Genomic DNA, 21,494 nt, shown 5'->3' on the forward strand with positions numbered 1-21,494 from the left:
GTTCCTCCATTTTAGCTATTTTTTAAATTTCCGTATATAAAAATAATAAATACAGCTAACAGTCACGATGAATAACCCAAAGTAAATACCATATTTCGTAGCAATCAAAGAAATATATTCAATTTGACTGCCGAACAATAAACCTAGTGTAAAATAAATCAATGTCCAGACAAAGCCTGTTGTATAGGAAAATAAGGCATATGTTTTAAAAGGCATATTATTCATTCCCACCAAGTAAGGGAGGATATGTCGAACAATTGGAATAAAGTAACTCAGGACTAATGCAAAACGTCCATATTGATCTAACAATTTTTTTGATTTAGATAAGTACTTTGCCTTTTTCTTTTTCACAAGTTTATCGAGTACACGATGACCAAACAGTTTTCCAAGTATAAATCCTAGAGAAAGCCCTGAAACAACGCCTAAATAAGTAAGTAAGAAAGATCTCCATATGACCAATTTTCCTAGCGACGATAGCAAACCACCACTCATGACAATCATTTCATCTGGTAGCGGCATGCCTATGATCCCTAGCCATAAACTAAAAAACAAAGCAAAATAGCCATATTGTTCTATAAATAATAAAAGATCCTGTAGCTCCATTAGCTGACCCTCGTATTTCCTAACCTACAGCTCAATACATACGCTGGTGGCATATTGATCCATACTTTCTCATGTGAAATATCCTGAAAATAGGTTTGAAAAAATGATTTTTTCACAAGTGAATATTGGAAAGTAATGAATTTTCCATTATACAAACAATCCCTCACATTTCTTAAAATACAACACGATACTTCCGCCTTTAACGATGTAAATGGCAGTCCAGAAATAACATAATCTATATTTTCGATATTTAAGTTCGTCAAATATTGCTTCAAATTTTCTGCTGAACCATGGATCACTACAACATTAGCTACATGAGCAAATTGCCTACGCAGTTTCTCACAAAAAATCGCATTATGTTCAATGAGAACAAGCAATGTAACTGGCTTTTTTCTTTTCACAAGCTCCTTTGTAAAGGCCCCCATCCCTGGGCCAAGCTCTATAATGCATTGAGCCGTTTCAAAGCAAATAGGTTGCACCATTTTATGCGCTAATTTCTTAGAACTAGGTGATATGGCGCCTATTGTTTTTGGATGCTTTATAAATTCAGTAAGGAAGGTGATAAGCTGCATTTCGTTGTCTCCTCGCTTTGCTTTATTGATGGTTTTAACTATAAAGAGACTTTCTTAAAGATTTGCAAGGGGAATTCTTAACTTTTTCTTAATAATTGACATTATTTAGTTAGTAGATTAACACGATACCATATGGTGAAAACAAAAAAAGTCGCTCACTTTCATTCATGAGTGACTTAAATGCCTAATTTCTATATTCATCTTCATTTTTCGCTCATCATTGACACTCTATTAAAGAATGGAATGAAGGTGCACATTCAATACCAACGACAGCAAAGCCTATAATTTAAACATCTGTATCACAGATTCAACATTTTTAAAAACTGTTGGCCCTTTCATAGCTTGTTCTTCGTGCTCTTCTCCTCACAAGACGATTGAACGCAATATAATCTTCATTTTTAGGTGTATCCTCTTTTCTTAACAGAAGTATAAAGACATGATCCTTTCTTATATAACAAATTGTTATTTTAATCATTTTTATTTCCAATGAATCCGTTACTAATCCCTCTTATAATTAATTGCCCTAAAACATAAAAAAATGAAACAAAGATAATGGCTACATCTCTTCCAAAAGGCTTAAACCAACTTCCATCATCATTTATAAAAAAATAGCCTAACATTAAAGACAAAGCAGTCATTAAAAAATTTATGACAATGAACAAAGGTAGATAATCATTTCTGGATACTATGCCTACTCCAATGATGAAAAAAAGAAATAATGGCAATAAGAAGCTAGCCTCTTGATTTGAGAGGTGGCTATTATACTCATAAAAATGAAATAAAAACGGAAATGGAAATAGCGACAAAATACGTTGAATAAATCTTTTCATTTCAGCTACACCTCGATAAAAATATAATATGATTATTTAAGTGTAATTCTACACTAAAAATAATCTTTTATCTATAAAAAATAAAATGTATAGGACGGTAATTCTTCTGTATTAACTTCCTCCTGAACATCAGTACAATTTCCCTTAAGATTCATAAAAGATTAAAAGGTACTTCGTTCTAATGACAATTTCCTACATAAAATAGGCATACAATTGCTGCCAATCGAATAGAAACCTATATAGAGAACATTTAGTCACGGGAAAAATAAAGTGGGGTGTGTAAGGATGCTTAAAGTAAATGATGCAAAAGAAATGGTACTTGAAATTGTGCAAGATGACCCATTGTTTGTGGCACTGCAACATACGCCTTTAGAGGAAAACCTCTATAATGATGGGTATTTAGCAGAGATCGATGAATCGAAACACTATACAATTGCAGAAGTCGCGGGCTGGTTTGATATTACGGACGCCATGCTTCGCTACTATTTAAAGCCATTTGAACAGTATATTTTTGACAATGCTTCGCCCAATACAAATAGTAATATTCGTTTAAACCTACCTGCTATATTGAGATTGCGCATGATTTTATTATTGAAGGATGAGTATCGTGTCAGGGGGATTAAATTATTGCTAGGTATTGATGATAACGGACAGCTGCTGAAGCACCAAATTACCGCAACAACCATGGATTCTGAGGATTTATCACATAAAATTGATTTGCTTGGAAACGTGCTACAGCAGATGATTCAAACAGGTCTTTTTCAGATTTTGCCGAATGAAGAGCAAGGGACGTTACAAGTTAACATTAATCAGGACTTTCTTGACAAAAACATTCAACGTTTTTCGACCGATTCTGCCCTTCAAGTGGCAGAAATTCAAAAAGAAACGTTGGAACTAAAGCAGGAAAATGAACATCTTCAAAAGCAAATTACCGAGCTGCAAGAAAATAGCGTGAAAGACATTGTACAAAAGATTAGAGAGCGTCATATAGAAAATGAAATCGTTTCTACATTACGAACAGAAGCATTACAGCAATATTCCCAAAATCATAAAGTCGGTTTTTTCACCAAATTTTTTAAGTCCGCACAAATTGAAATGGACAAAGAGCAATTCGTTCTAAGCTATATTTCAAAGCATTTAGAAGAACGTTTAGAAATTGCATTGAACGATTATTATGATAAGTAAACTGGAACAATGGAGAGCATGAGTGAGACTATTGGAAATGGTCACAATCATGTTCTTTTTTATTTTTCCAAATCACATTGACCATAGTAGTCAATTTCTATATAATGGCATAAAATATGACGGAAAGGAGTAAAAAATTGTATCAAGCTTTTATGAATTTAACCGAAGAAAAGCGCCAAGCAATTATTAATGCTGCCTTAAGGGAATTTTCGCTCAATAACTATGCTACCGCTTCAACAAACAAAATTGTGAGCAATGCCAATATATCAAAAGGCATTTTATATCACTATTTTGGTAGTAAAAAAAATTTATATCTTTTCTTATATGACTATACAACTACTAAATTCTCCGTGGCACTTAATCGCCAGATTGATTTAGCAGAGCCTGATATTTTTAAGCGTTATGAACAGATTATGAAAATCAAAGTTGATCTTACGAAGCAATATCATGCGCTGTTTGATTTTTTGAAAAAGGCCTATGCTGAAACAAGCTCTGAGGTACGAGATGAACTAAATCATTACAATGCCGCTTTTCAAAAAAATGCTTATGTAACTGCATTCGAAGGAATTGATACTAGTTTATTCCGAGAAAATTTGGATATAAAAAAGGCAATTGATACTATTCAATGGGTAACAGATGGTATCAGTCATCGTTATGAGGAAAGATTAAAAGCGCATGTAGATAATCAAGAGCTCTTTAATGAATTAATCGAGCAATGCATGGAAGAGGCTAGTGAATATTTTCTATTTTTGAAAACATTATTGTATCAATAAAATGGGGTGTGTGACGTGTCCATGATTGAAGTAAACCATTTAACTAAAAAGTTTGGCGAATTTTATAGTATACAAAATGTTCATCTACAAATCCCAAAGGGTGAAGTGTTCGGTTTTTTAGGACCAAATGGGGCAGGAAAATCCACAACCATTCGCCATTTAATGGGTTTTTTACAGCCAACTGAGGGCTCTTGTTTCATTAAGGGGTTAAATTGTAGGGACGCATCTGCAATCATTCAACAATTTGTCGGCTATTTACCTGGAGAAATTGCGTTTATTGATAAAATGACGGGTAAACAATTTATTCACTTTATTGCTAAGTTACGAGGGATGAAGGATTACACGCATGCCGAGGAATTAATGCATTTCTTTGAATTAGATGCTTCTGGGCTCATCAAAAAAATGTCGAAAGGTATGAAGCAAAAGGTTGGCTTAGTTTGTGCCTTCATGCATCATCCCGAAATTGTCATTCTAGATGAACCTACTAGTGGTTTAGATCCACTCATGCAAACGAAATTTATTGAATTCATTTTAGCTGAAAAGGACAAAGGAACGACCATTTTCATGTCCTCTCATATGATTGAAGAAGTAGAGAAAACTTGTGATCGTGTAGCGATTATTAATGCAGGTAAAATCGTGGCGACTGAAACGATTACAGATTTAAAGAAACGTAAATCTAAAAAATACATGCTTGAGTTTCAAGATGAGCAAGAGCTCACTCGCTTCCTTGATGAGGAATATGTACTTGAACGAATCTCTTCTACAAAAGTGATGATTACTATAATGGGAGACCTTCAAGCATTTCTCCATACGCTATCTAATTATAAAATTATAGACTTAGACGTTATTTCCCAATCACTTGAAGATATTTTTATGCATTATTACGAAAGTGGAGGTGCTCAATCATGAATTTTACCTTATTCAAGCATGAGTTATTAGCCTCTCTTAAACTATTCACCATAATTATCGGTGTACTAATGCTATATATTGTCAGTGTGATTTATATGTATAACCCAGAAATGACGGATACGCTAAAAAAATTAACAGAAACAATGCCTGAGATGATGGCAGCCTTTGGTATGACCAGCATTGGCGATACCTTGATAGAATTTCTCTCCACCTATTTATATGGATTTTTATTAATGATTCTTCCTATGGTATTTTCTATCATGTTAGCCAATAAGCTCATAATGGGCTATATTGATAATGGTTCGATGGCATATTTAATCGCTACACCGAATACACGTTTTAAAATTGTCTTTACACAAGCACTATTTTTGATCATTAGTCTTTTTACTCTTCTTGCTGTTACTACGTTGGTCATGATTGTCTTTGCGGAAATATTATTCCCTAATGAGCTGGACATAACGGCTCTACTGCTGTTAAATTTCGGGCTATTTTTATTGCACTTTGCCATTAGTGGATTCTGCTTTCTTATGTCTTGCAGCAGCAAAGATTTAAGAACATCTTATGCCTATAGTGCTGGCATTCCCATTGTCTTTTATCTGATTGAGGCACTGAGCAATATGGGTGGTTCACTAGACAAATTACAATACATTACAATCTATTCATTGTTCGATTCCGTTCAATTAATCCAACAAAATAGCTCCTGCTGGTGGATGCTCGGTACACTTTTCCTCATTGGCTTGCTTTGCTATAGTTTAGCGATTCGTTTTTTTGTAAAACGAGATTTACATCTATAATTCCTAACCGCTACAGAGCAAGTGCTGTAGCGGTTTTCCATTAAATAGTACCTACTACATTTCCTAAAAAACGTATTAATCGAAAATGTAGAGCGACCATTTCTTCTACCGTTAAGTTCTCGTTCCCCTTGTCCAACCACTCCTGAATGACCCCTAAAATGGCGGATGCTATAAAGGCTTGTAAATATTGCTGAAACTCGGGATCTTGTGCTTCCTTGCGTATAAGCGATAATCTGTCCAAAATATGACTCCCAAAGATCATTTTCACCTTTTGTGTAAAACTAGGACTCCCCTGCTCTCCTAATAACATACGAAAAGCTGGTGCATGCACTTTTATACACGTTATCACCTTGATAAATGGCTGATAGAGTTGCCCCATTTTTAGCGTTTGAAAAGCATCCAACGGCTGAACATGTTTGACATAGCGCTCTAACTCCATTAATAGCTCTTGCTGCAAATCCTCCATCACATCATATTTATCTGAATAATGTAAGTAAAACGTGCCTCGATTAATTTCAGCTACTAACGCTAAATTCTTTACAGTCACACGCTCAAAGCCTACCTCCTCTACTTGTTGGATAAAAGCATTTTTAATGGCTTGCTTCGTTTCAAAATTCATTTTTTCATGTACAGACATATATTTCCCTCCATTTACTTAACACTTGCTGGCAAACTGTTGATTGTATTTGCTCACATGCTACCGTAAAATTTTTATCAAATCAACATTGTGTTCAGTGAAGGAGTGAGGACCATATGGGCAACCAGGCAATCTCTATTCAATCTCTCGAAAAACGATTTCAACATAAGCAAGTTATTGCTCCCCTATCTTTGGATGTTCCTAGAGGACAGTTAATGGGCTTACTCGGTCCGTCAGGCTGTGGGAAAACAACACTAATCAAAATGATTATGGGCATGCTGAAACCTGATGGTGGTACTATTCAAGTGTTAGATTTGAATGTTCCTCATAAACAATTATTAAATGACATTGGCTATATGGCACAATCAGATGCACTTTATACAGATTTAACTGGAGAAGAAAATCTACATTTTTTTGCAAAGCTTTATTCCTTAGCAAAGGCGGAACGAATAGAAAGAGTAGCCTATGCGGCAAGCCTCGTTCGTTTAACAGATGACTTACGACTAAAAGTGGAAAATTATTCGGGAGGAATGAAACGTCGATTATCTCTTGCTATTGCCCTTATTCAAAATCCTAAATTACTCATTTTGGATGAACCAACGGTGGGGATAGATCCTGTCTTAAAAAAGGAAATTTGGCAAGAACTTATTCGTTTAAAAGATCAAGAACAAAAAACCATTTTAGTGACGACACATGCGATGGATGAAGCGGAAAGATGTGATCAATTGGCCATGCTGAGAAGTGGGCATATTATTGCACAGGGTACCCCACAAGAGTTAAAAGATCATTATCAAGCAAAAGACTTTGATGAGGTGTTTGTAAAAGCTGGAGGTGACGTTCAATGAGAATAGGTGCTATCATCACAAGAATCATCCAACAAATGAAAAGAGATAGACGGACACTTGCTCTATTATTTTTAGCTCCACTTCTTGTCTTGTCCTTAATGTATTTTATTTTTAATAGTAACGAGGTTTCCGTCACACTTGTTGTCTCTAATGCGCCCGCCCCATTAATCGACAAATTAAAAGAGGCTGATCTTACCATTATCGTGGACAATGGTTTTTCAAAAAAACAGCTACAAGATAAAGAGTATAATGGTTGGCTAGCAGTAGAGCAAAATGCTAGTAAGTTAACTTTATTAAATGATGATCCTTCTCGTGCAAGGGCTTTAACGATGCAACTTGCTCAAATCTTACAGCCTACACAAGCCTCTATAGGTAGTATGAAAACGGACTATGTTTATGGGGATCAGGATACGGCTATTTTTGATATATTTAGTCCTATGCTCATTGGTTTCTTTGTTTTCTTCTTTGTTTTTTTAATTACGGGCATTGCCTTATTAAAGGAGCGTACTTCTGGAACATTGGAGCGTTTACTAGCGACACCGATTAAACGCTCAGAAATTGTAGCAGGCTATATGGTTGGCTATGGTTTATTTGCGTTCCTGCAAACAATTATTATCGTCCTGTTCGGTATTTATGTGCTCGATATTGTTCATGTAGGCTCCATCTGGCTTGTCCTACTCATCAATATGATGGTCGCTCTTGTATCGTTATCCTTAGGTGCGTTGCTATCTAGCTTTGCCGCTTCAGAATTTCAAATGATGCAATTTATTCCGCTTGTTATTGTTCCTCAAGTATTCTTTTCGGGTATTTTCCCGCTCGATAGTATGGCGGAATGGCTTCAAAATATTGGGCGTATCATGCCTCTATACTATGCTGCTGACGCATTGAATGGTGTGATGTATAAAGGCTATTTACTTCCTGATATTATAGTGAATCTCAGCATTCTTACTTGTTTTGCCATTGTTTTCATTACATTAAATATTATCAGTTTTAAAAAATATCGTTCGTTGTAATCAATCCTTAAAAGTTCTGCTATTTGAAAAGCAGAGCTTTTTTATGTAATTGAAATAACTAAAAACAGGAAATATAACCAATTTAATTGAAGTGAATGGTCGATTTTCATTATAATTATTTTATGGAGAAGAATTATCCAAAAATAAAGGTGTGTGAAGATGACTACTATTTTGGAAGTACAAAACATCTGTAAACAATACAATGGGAAAAAAATTTTAGAGAATGTATCGTTTTCAATTGCGTCCAATCAAATCATTGCTCTAGTAGGAAAAAATGGTTCTGGAAAAAGCACTTTACTCAAGATGATTGCAGCATTCATTAAACCAGACAATGGTTCTATTGTGAAGCGTAAAACATCATTAAAAGTTGGCTATGTACCAGAAATAACTCCTACTCATATTTTATTTACGCCTCAAGAATATCTTTATCACATGGGCTGTATAAGAGGTATGGCTAAAAAGCAGCTTTTGCAGAAGATAGAAGAATTACTTGAGATGTTTCAACTAAAAGAGGAAAAAGATACAAGGATTGTCCATTTCTCTAAAGGGATGAAGCAAAAGGTGATGATTATGCAGGCGATGCTAGAAGAAACTGATCTACTGATAATGGATGAACCATTGTCAGGACTTGATGCCAAGGCACAAAATGATTTCGAACAAATCTTAGCTAGAGTAAGAAGCAAAGGACTCAGTATCCTCTTAACCTGTCATGAAACCAAATTACTCGAAAACCTTGTAGACTCCGTTTTACTTATTCAAGAGAATACGATCATTCAGATAGAGGATTTCGATCGCAATCCAACACATCGATTAATTTTTGAGATTGCTAGCCTATCATTACTCGATGAAATCATACCTTCGATAGAGATTCAACAAAAACAACTTTTAGTGAATGGACATTATGAAATAGTGACGATTGTTCCAGCAAAGGATTCAGATCAAATTTTACTGAAATTATTACAACAAAATGCTTCAATTAAATATTTAGCTACTGTCCACTACAAAAAAGAACAATTCTCTTCTCATTTTTGAAAGGAGGAATCGAAAAAGATGAGCAGTTTAGTACGTTATCAATTGATAAATTATTTAAGAACCTATCAATACGTTCCACCTTTTACAATCTTCATTCTATGTCTTATCGTTAATTATACTTTTGTCCCTAATCCAATATTAGATAGTTATTCATTTACATCTCTTGTGCTCTTTTTTTTAATGGGCTGGTTTACTGTTACATTATTTCATGCTGAAGATGAAGGACAAAAAATGATTACTACCCTTCATACGAAAAAAACATTAGACTACAATTTAGGGATATTCATCATTTGTGGGCTGCTTGCCTTTAGCCTAAGCTGTGTTTCTGTCATCTATCCAATCCTAATAGAGGCATTTTTTGAGAAGCCCAAACTATTACATATTTTACTTGGTTTCTTGTCTCATTTTAGTTTATCGTTACTTGCCATTGCACTCACTGCTTTATTTACTAGGGAACTCGTGAAAAATAGAAGAAATACGTGGTGGGGTGTAATAGGCATCCTTATTATTTCTGTCGTTATCGCTACTTTAAAAGATTCTATTCTAACTGGACTTCTTTGGTTACTTCCTCCTCTTCATTTTTCATTAGAAATGATGAGTGTGGGCGATCAAATTGAAGTAATACCCAATGTTTTTTATTGGCAATACACATGGATTATAATGTATGCATTCCTTATCATTGTTTTGTTTTTTTTCCTAGTCAACCGAAGAAAATGATTTAGACATTTTACTAAGGAGAGATAGTATGTATGCGCAACAGGAACATCACAGTACTAATTGTTGAAGACGAAAATGATATAGCTAATATTATAAGGGACTACTTAAGTGTTAATCAGTTCGATTCACATATTGTTCGAACAGGTCATGAAGCAATCCATTATTTGCAAGAATCTAAACCTGATTTCATTATCCTTGATCTTTCTCTACCAGATTGTGATGGCATTGAAATATGTCGTAAAATCCGTGAAAATAGCAATGTTGCCATTCTTATTTTAAGTGCTCGAGGAAGTGATACAGATAAAGTACTGGGATTAGGTTTTGGAGCAGATGATTATATGACAAAACCATTCTCTTTAAGTGAACTTGTCGCGAGAATAAACGCTCATTTACGAAGACAGGATAGATGGCTTCAGCATAATGGTGGTCAAATGGGCGTAGATGTCATTCACATAGATAATATGGTCATAAATAAACAGGAATATATTTTTTTACGTGATAGCAAGCCAATACCACTGTCAGCAAAAGAGTTTGAACTGCTATTTTTCCTAGCTAAAAATAGAAATCAAGTTTTCTCTAAAGGTCAGTTACTTGATGCCGTTTGGGGTTATGAGACCTATGGAGATGAAAATACAATTACGGTTTATATTAGAAGGCTTCGAGAAAAAATTGAAGTCAGCCCTTCTCATCCTGTTTATCTTCAAACGGTTTGGGGAGTCGGTTATAAATTCAGTACAGCCAATCACTCATAGGAGAATCAAATGTACCTAAAAAATTGGATGAGTAAGTGGATATGGGCCCTATTAATTTGTGTTGTACTATTGTTTGTTGTTGTCCTTTCACTATTTTTTGCAGCAGAGCCTTCTCAAGAAGAATCACAAGATAAATATGTTATTAATCAAATTCGTTTATCAGTAAATCCATTATTATTGTACATAGAAGATCATTTTCCAAATTTCGCATTAGATTCAGCTGTACGTAGCACGCTACAACAAATGAGTGATGACAAGAATATTGATATTACAGTAGTTCAACTAGATGGAACAGTAAGTTACACTTCAATTAAGAATGATGTTTCAACTACTATTCATATTAAACATGATATACATTATGATTTATTCACCTCACAACAAGAGCCAGGAAAGATTAATATAGCCTTTCCGATTATGAATGGAGAAAGCAATAAACAAATAGGTAATGCTATTTTTTCCCTGAACAAAGACATTCTCTTTCCTTTAAAACAGTCGGATTCCAGCTCGATTATTTTATTAATCTTTATTAGCTTCTTGAGTCTTTTGATCATTTGCCTTGCCCTATTCATAGTAAGGAAAGTTCATCAAGATATTTTAAAGCCTTTACATGAGCTGAAGGACAATACAGAGGAAATTGTAAAAGGAAATTACGATCAAATGACCATCCACTCGAAAATGGATGAGGTTGGTGAATTGTATGCAGTATTTGATCAAATGCGATTAGAGATTAAACAGTTAGCCATCCAGCACAATGAACAAGAGCAAACTCAAAAGAAGCTCATATCTAATATATCTCATGAAGTGAGAACTCCCTTAACCACAATCAAAGCATATTTAGACGCTATTTCAGAGGGTATTTGTCGAGATGAAGATTCGCTTATGGCCTATATTCAAATCATGCAGTCTAATACGGATAAGATGTCGAGGCTAGTTGATGATTTATTTATTCATACCTTAAAGGAGCTTGGTCATATCCCGATCCATTTAAAAGAACAATATAGCCAAGACGTTCTTACAAACATTTTGAAACCAATTCAATATTATGTCCAAACAACAAATATTCATTTTATAAGACCTACTAGGATTCCTAATGTCCTTATTCTAGTAGATGCTGATCGACTAGAGCAGGTGATCTCCAACCTTATTACCAATGCGTTAAAACATTCTTCTCATGAAGATACCATCACCATTACTACCTATATCGAAAATCAATCACTCTATATCCAAGTAATAGATACTGGTAATGGAATGCTTCCCGAAGATATGCCTTTTATTTTTGAACGTTACTTTAGAGGTCGGCAGCCTGGAAGTGAATCAGTCATTAAAAATGAAGGAGCAGGACTTGGCCTATCCATTTGTCAGCATATTATGGAAGCGCACCATGGGTCCATTTCATTTCATAGTAAGCCTAATGAAGGCACTACCTTTACACTTATACTCCCCATCTCGTAAAAAGACTCCCGTTTTAGGAAGTCTTTTTTTCTTTCAACGTTCTTTTCTTATATGCTAAAAAGAAAGAAAGGGTAAGTATACTACCAAAAAATGAATCGATAATACGGACAACCCATATTCCATAACTTCTTAAAGGAATGCCGTTAATAAGCTGCCATAGACATACATATCCGAGCGTTAAAACAGCTAGTAAACTCCAAAAGATGCGTTTTTTCCGTGGCGATATAGCTGGTATTTTTTTATCTTTGCTTAAAGTTGCTCTGTAATATACATATCCAAAGATTAACACAATGCCAAACAAGGTACTCCCGTGTTGTAGAAATTTATAAATCGGTATTTGATAGCCGGAGAAAGTATATGTTTGAGTAAGAACTCGAAGTTTTGTCACCATAAGCCCATTTTGATGTGTAAATGAATCCCATATGACATGTGTTAACATGCCCAGCAATGCAGAGTAGCCAAAAACAAAGGTTTTCCATATGTTATTTCCTTCAATTTGATGGCTTTCTGTATCTTGTAAAAACTGTGGTAAATGGCTCATGATTGGCTGTTGGATAAACCTTTGATAAATCAAGTAGATGAAAAGAACGAGCGGAAGATTGAATAAAAAGAACCCTGCAAAGGTATGACCAATTTCCCCTATCGGCCGACCTCTTAAAAAATATTCAAAATCTGGAGCCATACTTCCTAAAACCAATGCAGAAAAATGGATATATTTACTTTTTCGAGAAAAAGGTAAGACTGCCGCTGGATGAGCAAATGTTAAGGGCATATCTCTAACCTCCTTATTTATTACATCTATTAAATCGCATATTATAACGTTTACTATTAAGAAAGGTTACTCTTCTGTAAGAATTTATTAATAATTTCATAAGGACTTACTAATAATTACATATTACACTAAAGAAAATGAGTCAAGGAGGCCTTATTATGGAAAAAGAGATACTGATTCGAGCCCAAAATTTATGTAAAACCTATTCAACTGGCAGCGAACAATTCCATGCTATTAAGAATATGAATGTCGACATTTATAAAGGGGATTTCACCGTTATTATGGGGAATTCTGGTTCTGGTAAATCAACGCTTCTTTATCTTTTAAGTGGGCTTGATGCCCTTACAGCAGGTGAAGTTTATTTTCAAGGAGAAAAACTTGATTCCTTTTCTGAACGAAAGTTAGCTACCTTTCGTTCACAGAAGGTTGGCTATATCTATCAAAGTAGCAATCTCATTCCAGATATGACGTTACTAGAGAATATTGCTCTTCCTGGATACATCGCGAAAAAAAATAAAAAGGAAGTCATACAAAAAGCGGAGCAACTACTAAGTTTAATGGGACTTGAAAAGCAAAGAAATCGATTACCCTCTCAAACATCAGGTGGACAGCAACAAAGAGCTGCCATTGCTAGAGCATTGGTCAACAATCCTAAAGTGTTATTTGCAGATGAACCTACTGGTAGTTTAAATTTTGATCAAGGTGTAGCAGTGTTAGATACCTTAACGAATTTAAATCGAAATGGGCAATCCATTGTCATGATTACACATGATATGAAGGCAGCTTGTCGTGCGAATCGCCTAATCATCATTCAGGATGGAAAGATAGATGGGATCTTAAACTTCGAAAAATATGATCATACCAACATACAAGAACGGGAACACATTATCTTTTCTTATGTTGCTGGGAAGGAGTAAAAAATGTACGCGATTATTACCCTTTGCTCTTCCTATATAAGAAAACGGAAAATACAAAATGGACTGATGGTTGTCCTTATTTTTCTATCAACACTTTTACTGGCGACTTCTGTCACTATACTGACCAATACAAACAATATTTTTGAAAAAGCCCATCATGATTCAAATGGTGCCCATCAAATTTTAACAATGGGTAACAATATTCATAACCCGATCGCTGTAAACGATTGGTGGCAGGGGCAACCAGGCGTGACTACCTCCAGTCTCATACCCTATAGAAATTTATCTAGATTTACCCTCAATGGGAAAGAAATATCCAATATCTATTTATTTATGATGAATACGCCAAATACACCGTTTATGATTGATCAATTACTATTTTCTGAGGGTGAAAAGCAACTCTCTCCTCCTGAGGGTACGATTTGGATTCCCACATCATTGGCATCAAGCGCTACCATTTCGCTCGGTGATGCAATTGAATTTCATACAGGTGAGAGCACGTTTCATTTAACAGTGTCAGGTATTGTGGTTGATATGCCATACGGAGGCCCTTTTACAACAAATGCTCGTATCTGGATGAACAATACTGACTATCAACAACATTTAGCAACCATAACAGGTTCTGATCAGTACATGATGGCATTACGCTTTAATGACTATCAGCAAAACACCAATTATTGGGCTGATTTTGAAAAATATCTGCAGGGACCTTATCTTGAATCTAAAATGGAATATGAAGAAATAGCTTCTTTTTATCTGATTATTAATAAAATCATTGGCTTTATTATGATTGCCTTTGGTATAGCTATGCTTTTGGTTTCCTTGTTTGTTATTGGTTTTAGCATTTCCGATGCCATTTTAACAAATTACAGAACAATAGGCGTTATAAAATCTTTGGGTCTTTCTTCTCGAGAGATAAGTATCACTTATGTATTACAATTCGGTTTGTTATCTGCTGTCGCGATTATACCTGGCATCATCATTAGTAAATTCCTTTCCAGAATAATTATAGAAAGCTCCTTATCCTATATGAAGGCAGGAAATCATTTAACCATACATCAAGATACTCTGCTCAACATGGTGATTGCTCTCATCTTACTTGGCATTGTGCTACTCACCGCCTATTTCTACTCACACAAGGCGCGAAATGTAGAGCCTGTCCAAGCCATCAAATATGGGATGTCAGAAAGTGCAAATAGTAAAATGAATCAGCGCAGAAACAGCTCGAATAGATTATTTCGATTAAGTAGTCTACCGATTCAACTTCAAATTGGTCTTAAAAGTATCACCAAAAACATTAAAAGTTCTATTCTTGTTATTACACTTACTTCGATTACGTCTGCCATACTAGTCTTTAGTGTAGTCATATTAAATAGTTTTATTTCGATCAAAGAAACATCTCCTTCATGGGGATATGATGCCTCACATGTAGTCGTAACTGTATCTAATAAAGAAACCTTTACAAAACAAAAATTTGAAGATTTTTTAATGGCTGATGAACGGGTTAAAGATCATGTATGGCTTGATCAATTCACAGGCGTACTCCCTAATGACAGCCATCCCCCATTAAATATTAATGTCAATGTGATTGAGGGTAGTTTTGATGTCGCTGGCTATGTGACTATGTCTGGTCGTAATCCAATCAGTAAGAACGAAATCGCGATTGGGCTCAATGTCGCTCGCGCTTTAAATAAAAATATAGGCGATATGGTAGAAGTTTATCTTGAAGGGAAACAGCATTTTCTTATTGTGACGGGAATCTATCAATCTATAGCAAATATGTCGAATTCAGCAAGGATTACAGCAGATGTTATTAAAGTTTATCATACTACCTACACTACTTCAGAAGTAAGTATGATTAATCTTTTAGATGAAACAGTCGCTACGCCATTCGTTGAGGATTTAAATACGCACTTTAAAAGTTCTGTATCAGCTGTCACACAACAGCGATTATTAGATGCTGTCTTTAAAGAAGTCGTGGCCGTTTTAGTCATTCCCCTTTCAATCGTTGGTATTTTATTTATCATCGTAACCTGCATTATTATTTTTAGTGTATCGCGAATTAATGTTAGAAAAGAAAGTAGCACGTATGGCATTTATAAATCCATTGGAATGACCTCTACAAATATTAGATGGTCGATTACAATAGGTATTTTAATTCTATCCATAATAGGTGCATTAGCAGGAATCTTTATCGGGATAAAATTAATTCCTCTTGCTCTTCAGTCGATTATTTTAGATTATGGCTTACTCGAACTACCGCTTGTTATCAACTGGCCAACAAGTATCGGTATAAGCTTTGTAAGTGTGATAGCTGCCATTTTTGGCGGCTGGATTTCGACCAAAGTAATTGCTAAAACGTCGCCTCGCATATTAATTGTTGAATAAATCATTTTGGCCCCTACTAGTTTAGGGGCCTCTCCTTTAATCATTCAAAAAAATTCTCTTCAGATAGCACGATAATATTGTTTCTTCGCAGCAATGCCGTAGTTACTCCTTCACCAGCTAGTTTTGTTCCATTAAACCTACCATTATAAATCTTTGCACTGCCACAGGATGGGCTATATTCCTTTAAAATGACATGAGTTGCCCCCACCTCAAGCGCTTTTTGTAAGGTTGCATAGGCTCCCTTCAGATATAAATCTGTGACATTTTGTCCAGAACTTTCAACCACTGTTGCGTTGCCATCAAGTACATCTTGTCCATTGCCTCCCACAATTTCAGCGGGCTCACGGGGCGTTGAAAAACCTCCCATCAGCTCTGGACAAACCGTGACAGCTTTATTTTCTAACACAAGCTTTTGTATTTTTTCATCTAGACTGTTTGTGCCATTATAACGAACATTTAAACCTGCTAAGCAAGCACTTATTAAAATCATCGTTTTCTCACTCCCTCTACTATCTTTATTCCACTATAACACGCGTGCTACAATAATTTTATGAGGACTAAGGGAGGAGATAAAATGCCTGATCCTATTTTGATTTTACCTTATACAGATGAATGGGCTAAGTAATTTCATAGCATAGGCTGTCAATTGCGGAAGGCCTTAGGAATCATATTGGCTCAACCGCTGTAGCAGGGGTAGCAGCAAAACCTGTAATTGATATACAAATATCCGTCGCATCGTTTACACCATTGGCAGCATTTAAAATTCCATTAGAATCTCTAGGTTTTAGTTATCGAGCAGAAAATCCAGACAAGTCTAAACGCTATTTTCGAGAGGCTCCAAGAGATAAACGAGTACATATTCATGTTCGACAAGCTGGTAGTTGGGCAGAGCAGCTAGCCTTATTATTTCGAGATTTTTTGCGCTGTCATCCAGATTACTGTCATCGCTATGAGCAGGTAAAATATGAATTGGCTAAGAAATACAAACTTAATCGTCAACACTATACAAAATCGAAAGAATCAATTATATGGGAAATTTTAAAACAAGCAAATCGTTGGCGTCAGCAGACTGGCTGGTCTCCTGCCAATTCAGATAACTAAAAAGGAGGAACAAACTTGGTTGAATTTACAATTTGTTTTCTGAAGAAGGGTGATGATATCCTTTTACTAAATAGAGACAAGCCACAATGGATGGGAGCATGGAATGGTGTAGGCGGCAAAATTGAACAGAATGAAACGCCATTAGCTGGAGCCTTACGAGAAATTAAGGAAGAAACAGGCATTACGGTTGAGGATATTACCTATAAGGGTAAAATAACCTGGACAGATGGCGTTGTTAATTATGGCTGTATGTATGCGTTTATAGCGGAACTACCTGAATCTTTTCCATATGTAACACCGATAAAGGTTGCAGAGGGCATTCTTGATTGGAAGGAGCTTACTTGGATTTTCCACCCTGAAAATGTAGGGATTGCGGACTTAAAATATTATTTACCTAAGATGCTCAATGAAACAACTAACTATGATTATATTTTTACCTATCAAGACAAGAAATTAGTCAATATCTCTTCAGCACCAATTGAACAAACATCGACTGTCTAATAAAAAATAAGCCTCGTCCATGCAATAGGTGCATAACGAGGCTTGTTTTTAGAATCTTGGTTGTGCAAAGCGCATTCTGCACATCGACCAATTTAAGCTTGTATTTTGGATTTCATCATGTATTTCCCATAAGCTATCTACGATTCGCAATTCAACATTCCGTTCTCTTAATGCTTTCGTTATATTGTTGACCTCAGAGACATTGATGGGCATTTGTGTTATTTCACTCGTATAATAGCCCGCAATATCATCCTGTAAAGTGAATCCATTACTATCAAACTCATATAGATAAAGACTTGTAGTTTTCAATACTTCCAACCACTTGTTTTCTATGACTACTACATGTGAAGCTTGAGATAGATATTGCTGTCTGTCCTGCTCTGTTGTTTGATTTCCTGCATGAAAGCAGACACGCGGACAATCTCTTGGCGTTAAATAGTTTGGCAGGCATCTTTCGTTGATTGCCCATACTAGCCCTTTTTTGGCATCTAAATCTCGTCGCTCAGGTAGTCGAGGATGGAAAATCATAATAGTAGGGTCTTCACTGACATGAAATAAACGCATGGTTACTTCTCCTTTATTTCCTTAATTTAAAAACAATAAAATCTGCACAATGCAAATCTTCCACAAATTGAGGATACTTCTCTAGCATGTCTTGTGATGGCTTAGGCTCTACAATAGCCTCAATAGTAAATCCAGCTTGCCTAATTGCTTGCACATAGCTTGTTAATGTTCGATGGTATAGAACGATCGGTGGGTCAGCATCTAGCTGGTGATACTCCCCTTCATAAAAATAACGTTGGACTTTCCAATATTGTTGATCCAGCTGCTCATGTCTCATCCATCCACTATTTGGTGTCACAAAGCATGGGTGTAAAATCGAAAAAATAAAAGTACGATTAGGTTTTAATAATCGATACATCTCACATAGAACAGCCTGATAATCCTTTAAATCTTGAAGAACCATATTTGAAACAATACCATCAAATTGTTCATCAGCTAGAAATGATAGATTTTCACAATTCCCGTGTAAAAATTGAATAGCTTCCTGCTGTTGTGTTCTTTCCATAGCAATGTCTAGCATTTTTTGTGAAAAATCAACGGCTGTTACTCTTGCACCCTTCTTTACCAGTAATCTGCTTAAATAGCCTTCTCCACATCCTGCATCTAATAGATGCCTTCCATCTACCTCTCCTAGCAAAGAAAAGATAGAGGGATTCAACAGTACGACACGATGAATATCACCCTGCTCATCGTAGTTTGCTGTATACCTTTCCGCAAATCGATTCCAGCGTTGAATAGCTTGTTCTGTGTTCATATAAAGACCCCATTTCAAAGTAAAATCGTAACGTTACGTCCTTTGTGCACTTGTCTATTTTTCCATATAAAGAAAAAAATATATAGACTTTTATTTTATTTTTTAATATCATGTAGATAGAGGCACGGCTTCTTTAAGTAAATGATAAAGCCAGAAATCCTATTTGGATTTCTGGCTTTTATGCGTTATATAGAAACTGTATGTTCAGCAACAGCTTCTTTTTTTACAGTTAACCATCTACCAATTACCATAACGAGCAATGCAAGAAACACAATGACACCAGCAAATATAAGTGCTGCTTTATAGCTACTATAAACTTCAACCAGTTTTCCTGCGATGATCGGTCCGATAATTTGTCCAAAAGCATAAAAGGTTGTTAATAAGGAAACAACGAATCCGCTCTTTGTCGGGAAAAGCTGTCGTGCATAGGAAGTAGTTAGCGTGACAATCCCTACAAAGGTTAATCCGAATAAAAACGATGCTAGTAAAACGCTCCATACCGCTTGTGCAAAAACAGGTAAAAGGATACCAACCACTTGCAGTATATACGCCACAAACAAAATTTTTATAGCTGAAAACTTTTCTAATAAGACTGTCCAAACAGGAGCTGATGGGATAGCCGCTAGCCCCACAATGACCCAGCTATAGGAAGAGTAAGCTTGAAGAGAAGGAATATTATGAATAATATCGACTAAAAAAGTACCTGTAATAATATAGCCTAACCCCTCTAAGCCATAGGATAAAATCAGCCATGGCATAAAACCCTTTGTCATTTTTGTATCAAGAGATTTCGTAACTTTTGTGCTGTCCTGCACCACTAAACTTCTCCATAAATAAGAGGTAATAAATAAAAAAATTGCTGATAAAATCCCTAAGCCTAACCATGCACCCTGCCAAGCAAATCTTGCTTCTATAGCAGGTACACATAAACCTGAAATAGCAATCCCTAAGCCTATACCACTAAATACATAGCCAGACCATCGTGATAATGAATGCTTTGCCAAGTAGTCCATAATAATACTCGATGTTAACACAAAAATAAGGCCCCCTGTAATGCCAGCAATTAAACGCAGAACTAGCCAGACACTATACACTTCTATTAAGCCCATTAATATAACAGATAGGACATTGGTAACAACACTTGCCATTAAAACATTTTTACGTTGACGATAAATGAACCCTGCCCATAATGCGCCAATGAAATAACCAATATAATTGCTTGAAGCTAAAAACCCAGCCACTTCCAATGAAAATCCTACATCATGACGCATAAAGGGGAGAATCGGTGTAAAGGCAAATCGACTAATCCCCATTGCGACAACCAATAACAAAATTCCTCCAAAGACAATTCCTACATGTTGTCGATTCATGATGAACCCCCCCTCATATTATTCTACTGTAATTAAAAGGATACAGAGCGTAAATTAATAAATCTAATATATAATGTATATAAAAGCATAAAAAAAATTTATGAAAGGTGTAACGACATGAATTTACATGCTCTCCGTTTATTTACAAAGGTGGCTGAACTCAATAGTGTTTCCAAAGCGGCACAGACACTTATGATTAGTCAGCCTGCTGTAACCATTCAAATTCGAAATTTAGAGAAAGAACTAGGCTTGACACTGCTAGAAGCCAAAGGTAGGGGCATTTCGCTAACACAAAATGGTACTTTTTTATACAAACAGGCACAGCGCTTATTTGATCTAGAAACTGATATTGAAAATAAAGTTGAACAGCTTAAAAATACGGGCTATGAAGAACTGCAAATTGCCTCCACACATGTTCCCTCCCATTTTTTACTACCTAAATGGTTAGCTCGATTTAAACAAGTTTATCCAGCAACACATATTCATTTAAAGACCGCCAATTCCCAGCAAGTGATTGAGGATTTACTTCATTATAAAGCTGATTTAGCTTTTATCGTCAAAGAAGATGGACATCATGCTGATATTAATTATCAATTTCTAATGAATTTGGATTATTGGTTTATTGTGCCGTACAATCATCATCTGGCAGGTCAAACAGTGTCCCTTGCAGAACTTATGCAGCAGCCCTTCGTCACAAGGGAGGATGGTAGTTCCACAAAAGAATACTTAAATGCCCTATGTAAAGTGCATAAAATTCCTCCACCGAAAGTAGGTTTACAACTAGACGGGATTAATGAATCCATACATGCCATTGCAGCAGGTTTTGGTACGATGCTAGCACCATCCATAGCAGCTTCTAGCTTTATACTACAGCAGCAAGTTGCCCGCGTTTTTATTAAGGACATTGATATCCAAAGACCGATCTACCTTTGTACAAGAAAAAATGAATTGCATCACTCCACATCCTTTAATAACTTTCTTCACATCATCAATGAATCCATCATGTAGTAAGA

General features: G+C 35.7%; 24 protein-coding genes. 15 read left to right on the top strand and 9 right to left on the bottom strand.

What is annotated here, in order from left to right:
* Window positions 1-15: 15 nt before the first annotated feature.
* The 3 genes from JIN86_RS06940 to JIN86_RS23480 form a co-directional block, all read right to left on the bottom strand.
* Window positions 16-603, bottom strand: coding sequence for a DedA family protein (locus JIN86_RS06940; RefSeq protein WP_202341567.1), 588 nt, complete (start codon window positions 601-603; stop codon window positions 16-18).
* Window positions 603-1,175, bottom strand: a complete 573-nt coding sequence (locus JIN86_RS06945) for a class I SAM-dependent methyltransferase (protein ID WP_202341568.1) — start codon at window positions 1,173-1,175, stop codon at window positions 603-605. Before JIN86_RS06945 ends, JIN86_RS06940 begins: the two co-directional genes overlap by 1 nt.
* 467 nt (window positions 1,176-1,642) lie before the next feature.
* A complete protein-coding gene (locus JIN86_RS23480; protein ID WP_237497160.1) occupies window positions 1,643-2,005 on the bottom strand; it encodes a hypothetical protein in 363 nt (120 codons plus the stop codon).
* A gap of 285 nt (window positions 2,006-2,290) precedes the next feature.
* Here JIN86_RS23480 and JIN86_RS06955 point away from each other — a divergent pair, with 285 nt between their 5' ends.
* From JIN86_RS06955 to JIN86_RS06970, 4 genes are all read left to right on the top strand, one after another.
* Entirely contained in the window at window positions 2,291-3,190 is a 900-nt protein-coding gene (locus JIN86_RS06955) for a hypothetical protein (RefSeq protein ID WP_036218917.1), read from the top strand.
* 137 nt (window positions 3,191-3,327) lie between these two features.
* Window positions 3,328-3,963: a TetR/AcrR family transcriptional regulator gene (locus JIN86_RS06960; RefSeq protein WP_202341569.1), complete on the top strand. Its 636-nt coding sequence runs from the start codon at window positions 3,328-3,330 to the stop codon at window positions 3,961-3,963.
* A gap of 21 nt (window positions 3,964-3,984) precedes the next feature.
* Window positions 3,985-4,872 (top strand): ABC transporter ATP-binding protein, encoded by an 888-nt coding sequence (locus tag JIN86_RS06965; protein ID WP_237497187.1) that lies wholly within the window; start codon window positions 3,985-3,987, stop codon window positions 4,870-4,872.
* Window positions 4,869-5,666, top strand: a complete 798-nt coding sequence (locus JIN86_RS06970; RefSeq protein ID WP_202341571.1) for an ABC transporter permease subunit — start codon at window positions 4,869-4,871, stop codon at window positions 5,664-5,666. The genes JIN86_RS06965 and JIN86_RS06970 overlap by 4 nt, the downstream gene beginning before the upstream one ends.
* Window positions 5,667-5,706: 40 nt before the next feature.
* Here JIN86_RS06970 and JIN86_RS06975 read toward each other — a convergent pair whose 3' ends face one another.
* Entirely contained in the window at window positions 5,707-6,303 is a 597-nt protein-coding gene (locus tag JIN86_RS06975; RefSeq protein ID WP_004232354.1) for a TetR/AcrR family transcriptional regulator, read from the bottom strand.
* Between the two features lie 116 nt (window positions 6,304-6,419).
* Between JIN86_RS06975 and JIN86_RS06980 the strand changes: the two genes are divergently transcribed.
* The 6 genes from JIN86_RS06980 to JIN86_RS07005 all read left to right on the top strand — a co-directional run bounded on the left by JIN86_RS06980 (window position 6,420) and on the right by JIN86_RS07005 (window position 12,114).
* A complete protein-coding gene (locus tag JIN86_RS06980) occupies window positions 6,420-7,148 on the top strand; it encodes an ABC transporter ATP-binding protein (RefSeq protein WP_004232353.1) in 729 nt (242 codons plus the stop codon).
* Complete coding sequence (locus tag JIN86_RS06985) at window positions 7,145-8,161, top strand: ABC transporter permease (protein ID WP_202341572.1); 1,017 nt, start codon at window positions 7,145-7,147, stop codon at window positions 8,159-8,161. The genes JIN86_RS06980 and JIN86_RS06985 overlap by 4 nt, the downstream gene beginning before the upstream one ends.
* Window positions 8,162-8,320: 159 nt before the next feature.
* Window positions 8,321-9,193: an ABC transporter ATP-binding protein gene (locus tag JIN86_RS06990; protein ID WP_202341573.1), complete on the top strand. Its 873-nt coding sequence runs from the start codon at window positions 8,321-8,323 to the stop codon at window positions 9,191-9,193.
* A gap of 18 nt (window positions 9,194-9,211) precedes the next feature.
* Window positions 9,212-9,910 (top strand): hypothetical protein, encoded by a 699-nt coding sequence (locus tag JIN86_RS06995; RefSeq protein ID WP_004232350.1) that lies wholly within the window; start codon window positions 9,212-9,214, stop codon window positions 9,908-9,910.
* Window positions 9,911-9,942: 32 nt separating this feature from the next.
* Window positions 9,943-10,662 (top strand): response regulator transcription factor, encoded by a 720-nt coding sequence (locus tag JIN86_RS07000; RefSeq protein ID WP_202341574.1) that lies wholly within the window; start codon window positions 9,943-9,945, stop codon window positions 10,660-10,662.
* A gap of 9 nt (window positions 10,663-10,671) precedes the next feature.
* Window positions 10,672-12,114 (top strand): sensor histidine kinase, encoded by a 1,443-nt coding sequence (locus JIN86_RS07005; protein ID WP_202341575.1) that lies wholly within the window; start codon window positions 10,672-10,674, stop codon window positions 12,112-12,114.
* A 13-nt stretch (window positions 12,115-12,127) separates the two neighbouring features.
* On the opposite strand, the gene JIN86_RS07010 is transcribed toward JIN86_RS07005, so the two are convergent.
* Window positions 12,128-12,886 (bottom strand): DUF4184 family protein, encoded by a 759-nt coding sequence (locus JIN86_RS07010; protein WP_202341576.1) that lies wholly within the window; start codon window positions 12,884-12,886, stop codon window positions 12,128-12,130.
* A 158-nt stretch (window positions 12,887-13,044) separates the two neighbouring features.
* On the opposite strand from JIN86_RS07010, the gene JIN86_RS07015 reads away from it, so the two are divergent.
* Window positions 13,045-13,803 (top strand): ABC transporter ATP-binding protein, encoded by a 759-nt coding sequence (locus JIN86_RS07015; RefSeq protein ID WP_004232341.1) that lies wholly within the window; start codon window positions 13,045-13,047, stop codon window positions 13,801-13,803.
* A 3-nt stretch (window positions 13,804-13,806) separates the two neighbouring features.
* Window positions 13,807-16,191 (top strand): ABC transporter permease, encoded by a 2,385-nt coding sequence (locus tag JIN86_RS07020; protein ID WP_202341577.1) that lies wholly within the window; start codon window positions 13,807-13,809, stop codon window positions 16,189-16,191.
* A gap of 40 nt (window positions 16,192-16,231) precedes the next feature.
* Here the strand turns inward: JIN86_RS07020 and JIN86_RS07025 are convergent, their stop codons facing one another.
* Entirely contained in the window at window positions 16,232-16,681 is a 450-nt protein-coding gene (locus tag JIN86_RS07025) for a 2-thiouracil desulfurase family protein (protein ID WP_202341578.1), read from the bottom strand.
* A 233-nt stretch (window positions 16,682-16,914) separates the two neighbouring features.
* Here JIN86_RS07025 and JIN86_RS07030 point away from each other — a divergent pair, with 233 nt between their 5' ends.
* Together JIN86_RS07030 and JIN86_RS07035 are read left to right on the top strand one after the other, a co-directional pair.
* The gene (locus JIN86_RS07030; protein ID WP_370568653.1) at window positions 16,915-17,292 is read left to right on the top strand and encodes a GrpB family protein; all 378 of its coding nucleotides are present in this window, start codon (window positions 16,915-16,917) and stop codon (window positions 17,290-17,292) included.
* Between the two features lie 15 nt (window positions 17,293-17,307).
* On the top strand, window positions 17,308-17,793 hold the full coding sequence (locus tag JIN86_RS07035; RefSeq protein WP_202341579.1) for an NUDIX hydrolase: 486 nt from the start codon (window positions 17,308-17,310) through the stop codon (window positions 17,791-17,793).
* Between the two features lie 48 nt (window positions 17,794-17,841).
* Here JIN86_RS07035 and JIN86_RS07040 read toward each other — a convergent pair whose 3' ends face one another.
* The 3 genes from JIN86_RS07040 to JIN86_RS07050 form a co-directional block, all read right to left on the bottom strand.
* Window positions 17,842-18,357, bottom strand: coding sequence for a DUF6886 family protein (locus JIN86_RS07040; protein ID WP_202341580.1), 516 nt, complete (start codon window positions 18,355-18,357; stop codon window positions 17,842-17,844).
* 13 nt (window positions 18,358-18,370) lie between these two features.
* Window positions 18,371-19,111: a class I SAM-dependent methyltransferase gene (locus JIN86_RS07045; RefSeq protein ID WP_202341581.1), complete on the bottom strand. Its 741-nt coding sequence runs from the start codon at window positions 19,109-19,111 to the stop codon at window positions 18,371-18,373.
* Window positions 19,112-19,296: 185 nt separating this feature from the next.
* Window positions 19,297-20,481, bottom strand: a complete 1,185-nt coding sequence (locus tag JIN86_RS07050) for a YbfB/YjiJ family MFS transporter (RefSeq protein WP_202341582.1) — start codon at window positions 20,479-20,481, stop codon at window positions 19,297-19,299.
* 117 nt (window positions 20,482-20,598) lie between these two features.
* Here JIN86_RS07050 and JIN86_RS07055 point away from each other — a divergent pair, with 117 nt between their 5' ends.
* The gene (locus JIN86_RS07055) at window positions 20,599-21,489 is read left to right on the top strand and encodes a LysR family transcriptional regulator (RefSeq protein ID WP_004232321.1); all 891 of its coding nucleotides are present in this window, start codon (window positions 20,599-20,601) and stop codon (window positions 21,487-21,489) included.
* The last annotated feature ends 5 nt before the right edge of the window (window positions 21,490-21,494 follow it).

The organism is Lysinibacillus sp. HST-98 (assembly GCF_016757845.1).
GTDB classification, from domain to species: Bacteria; Bacillota; Bacilli; order Bacillales_A; family Planococcaceae; genus Lysinibacillus; species Lysinibacillus capsici.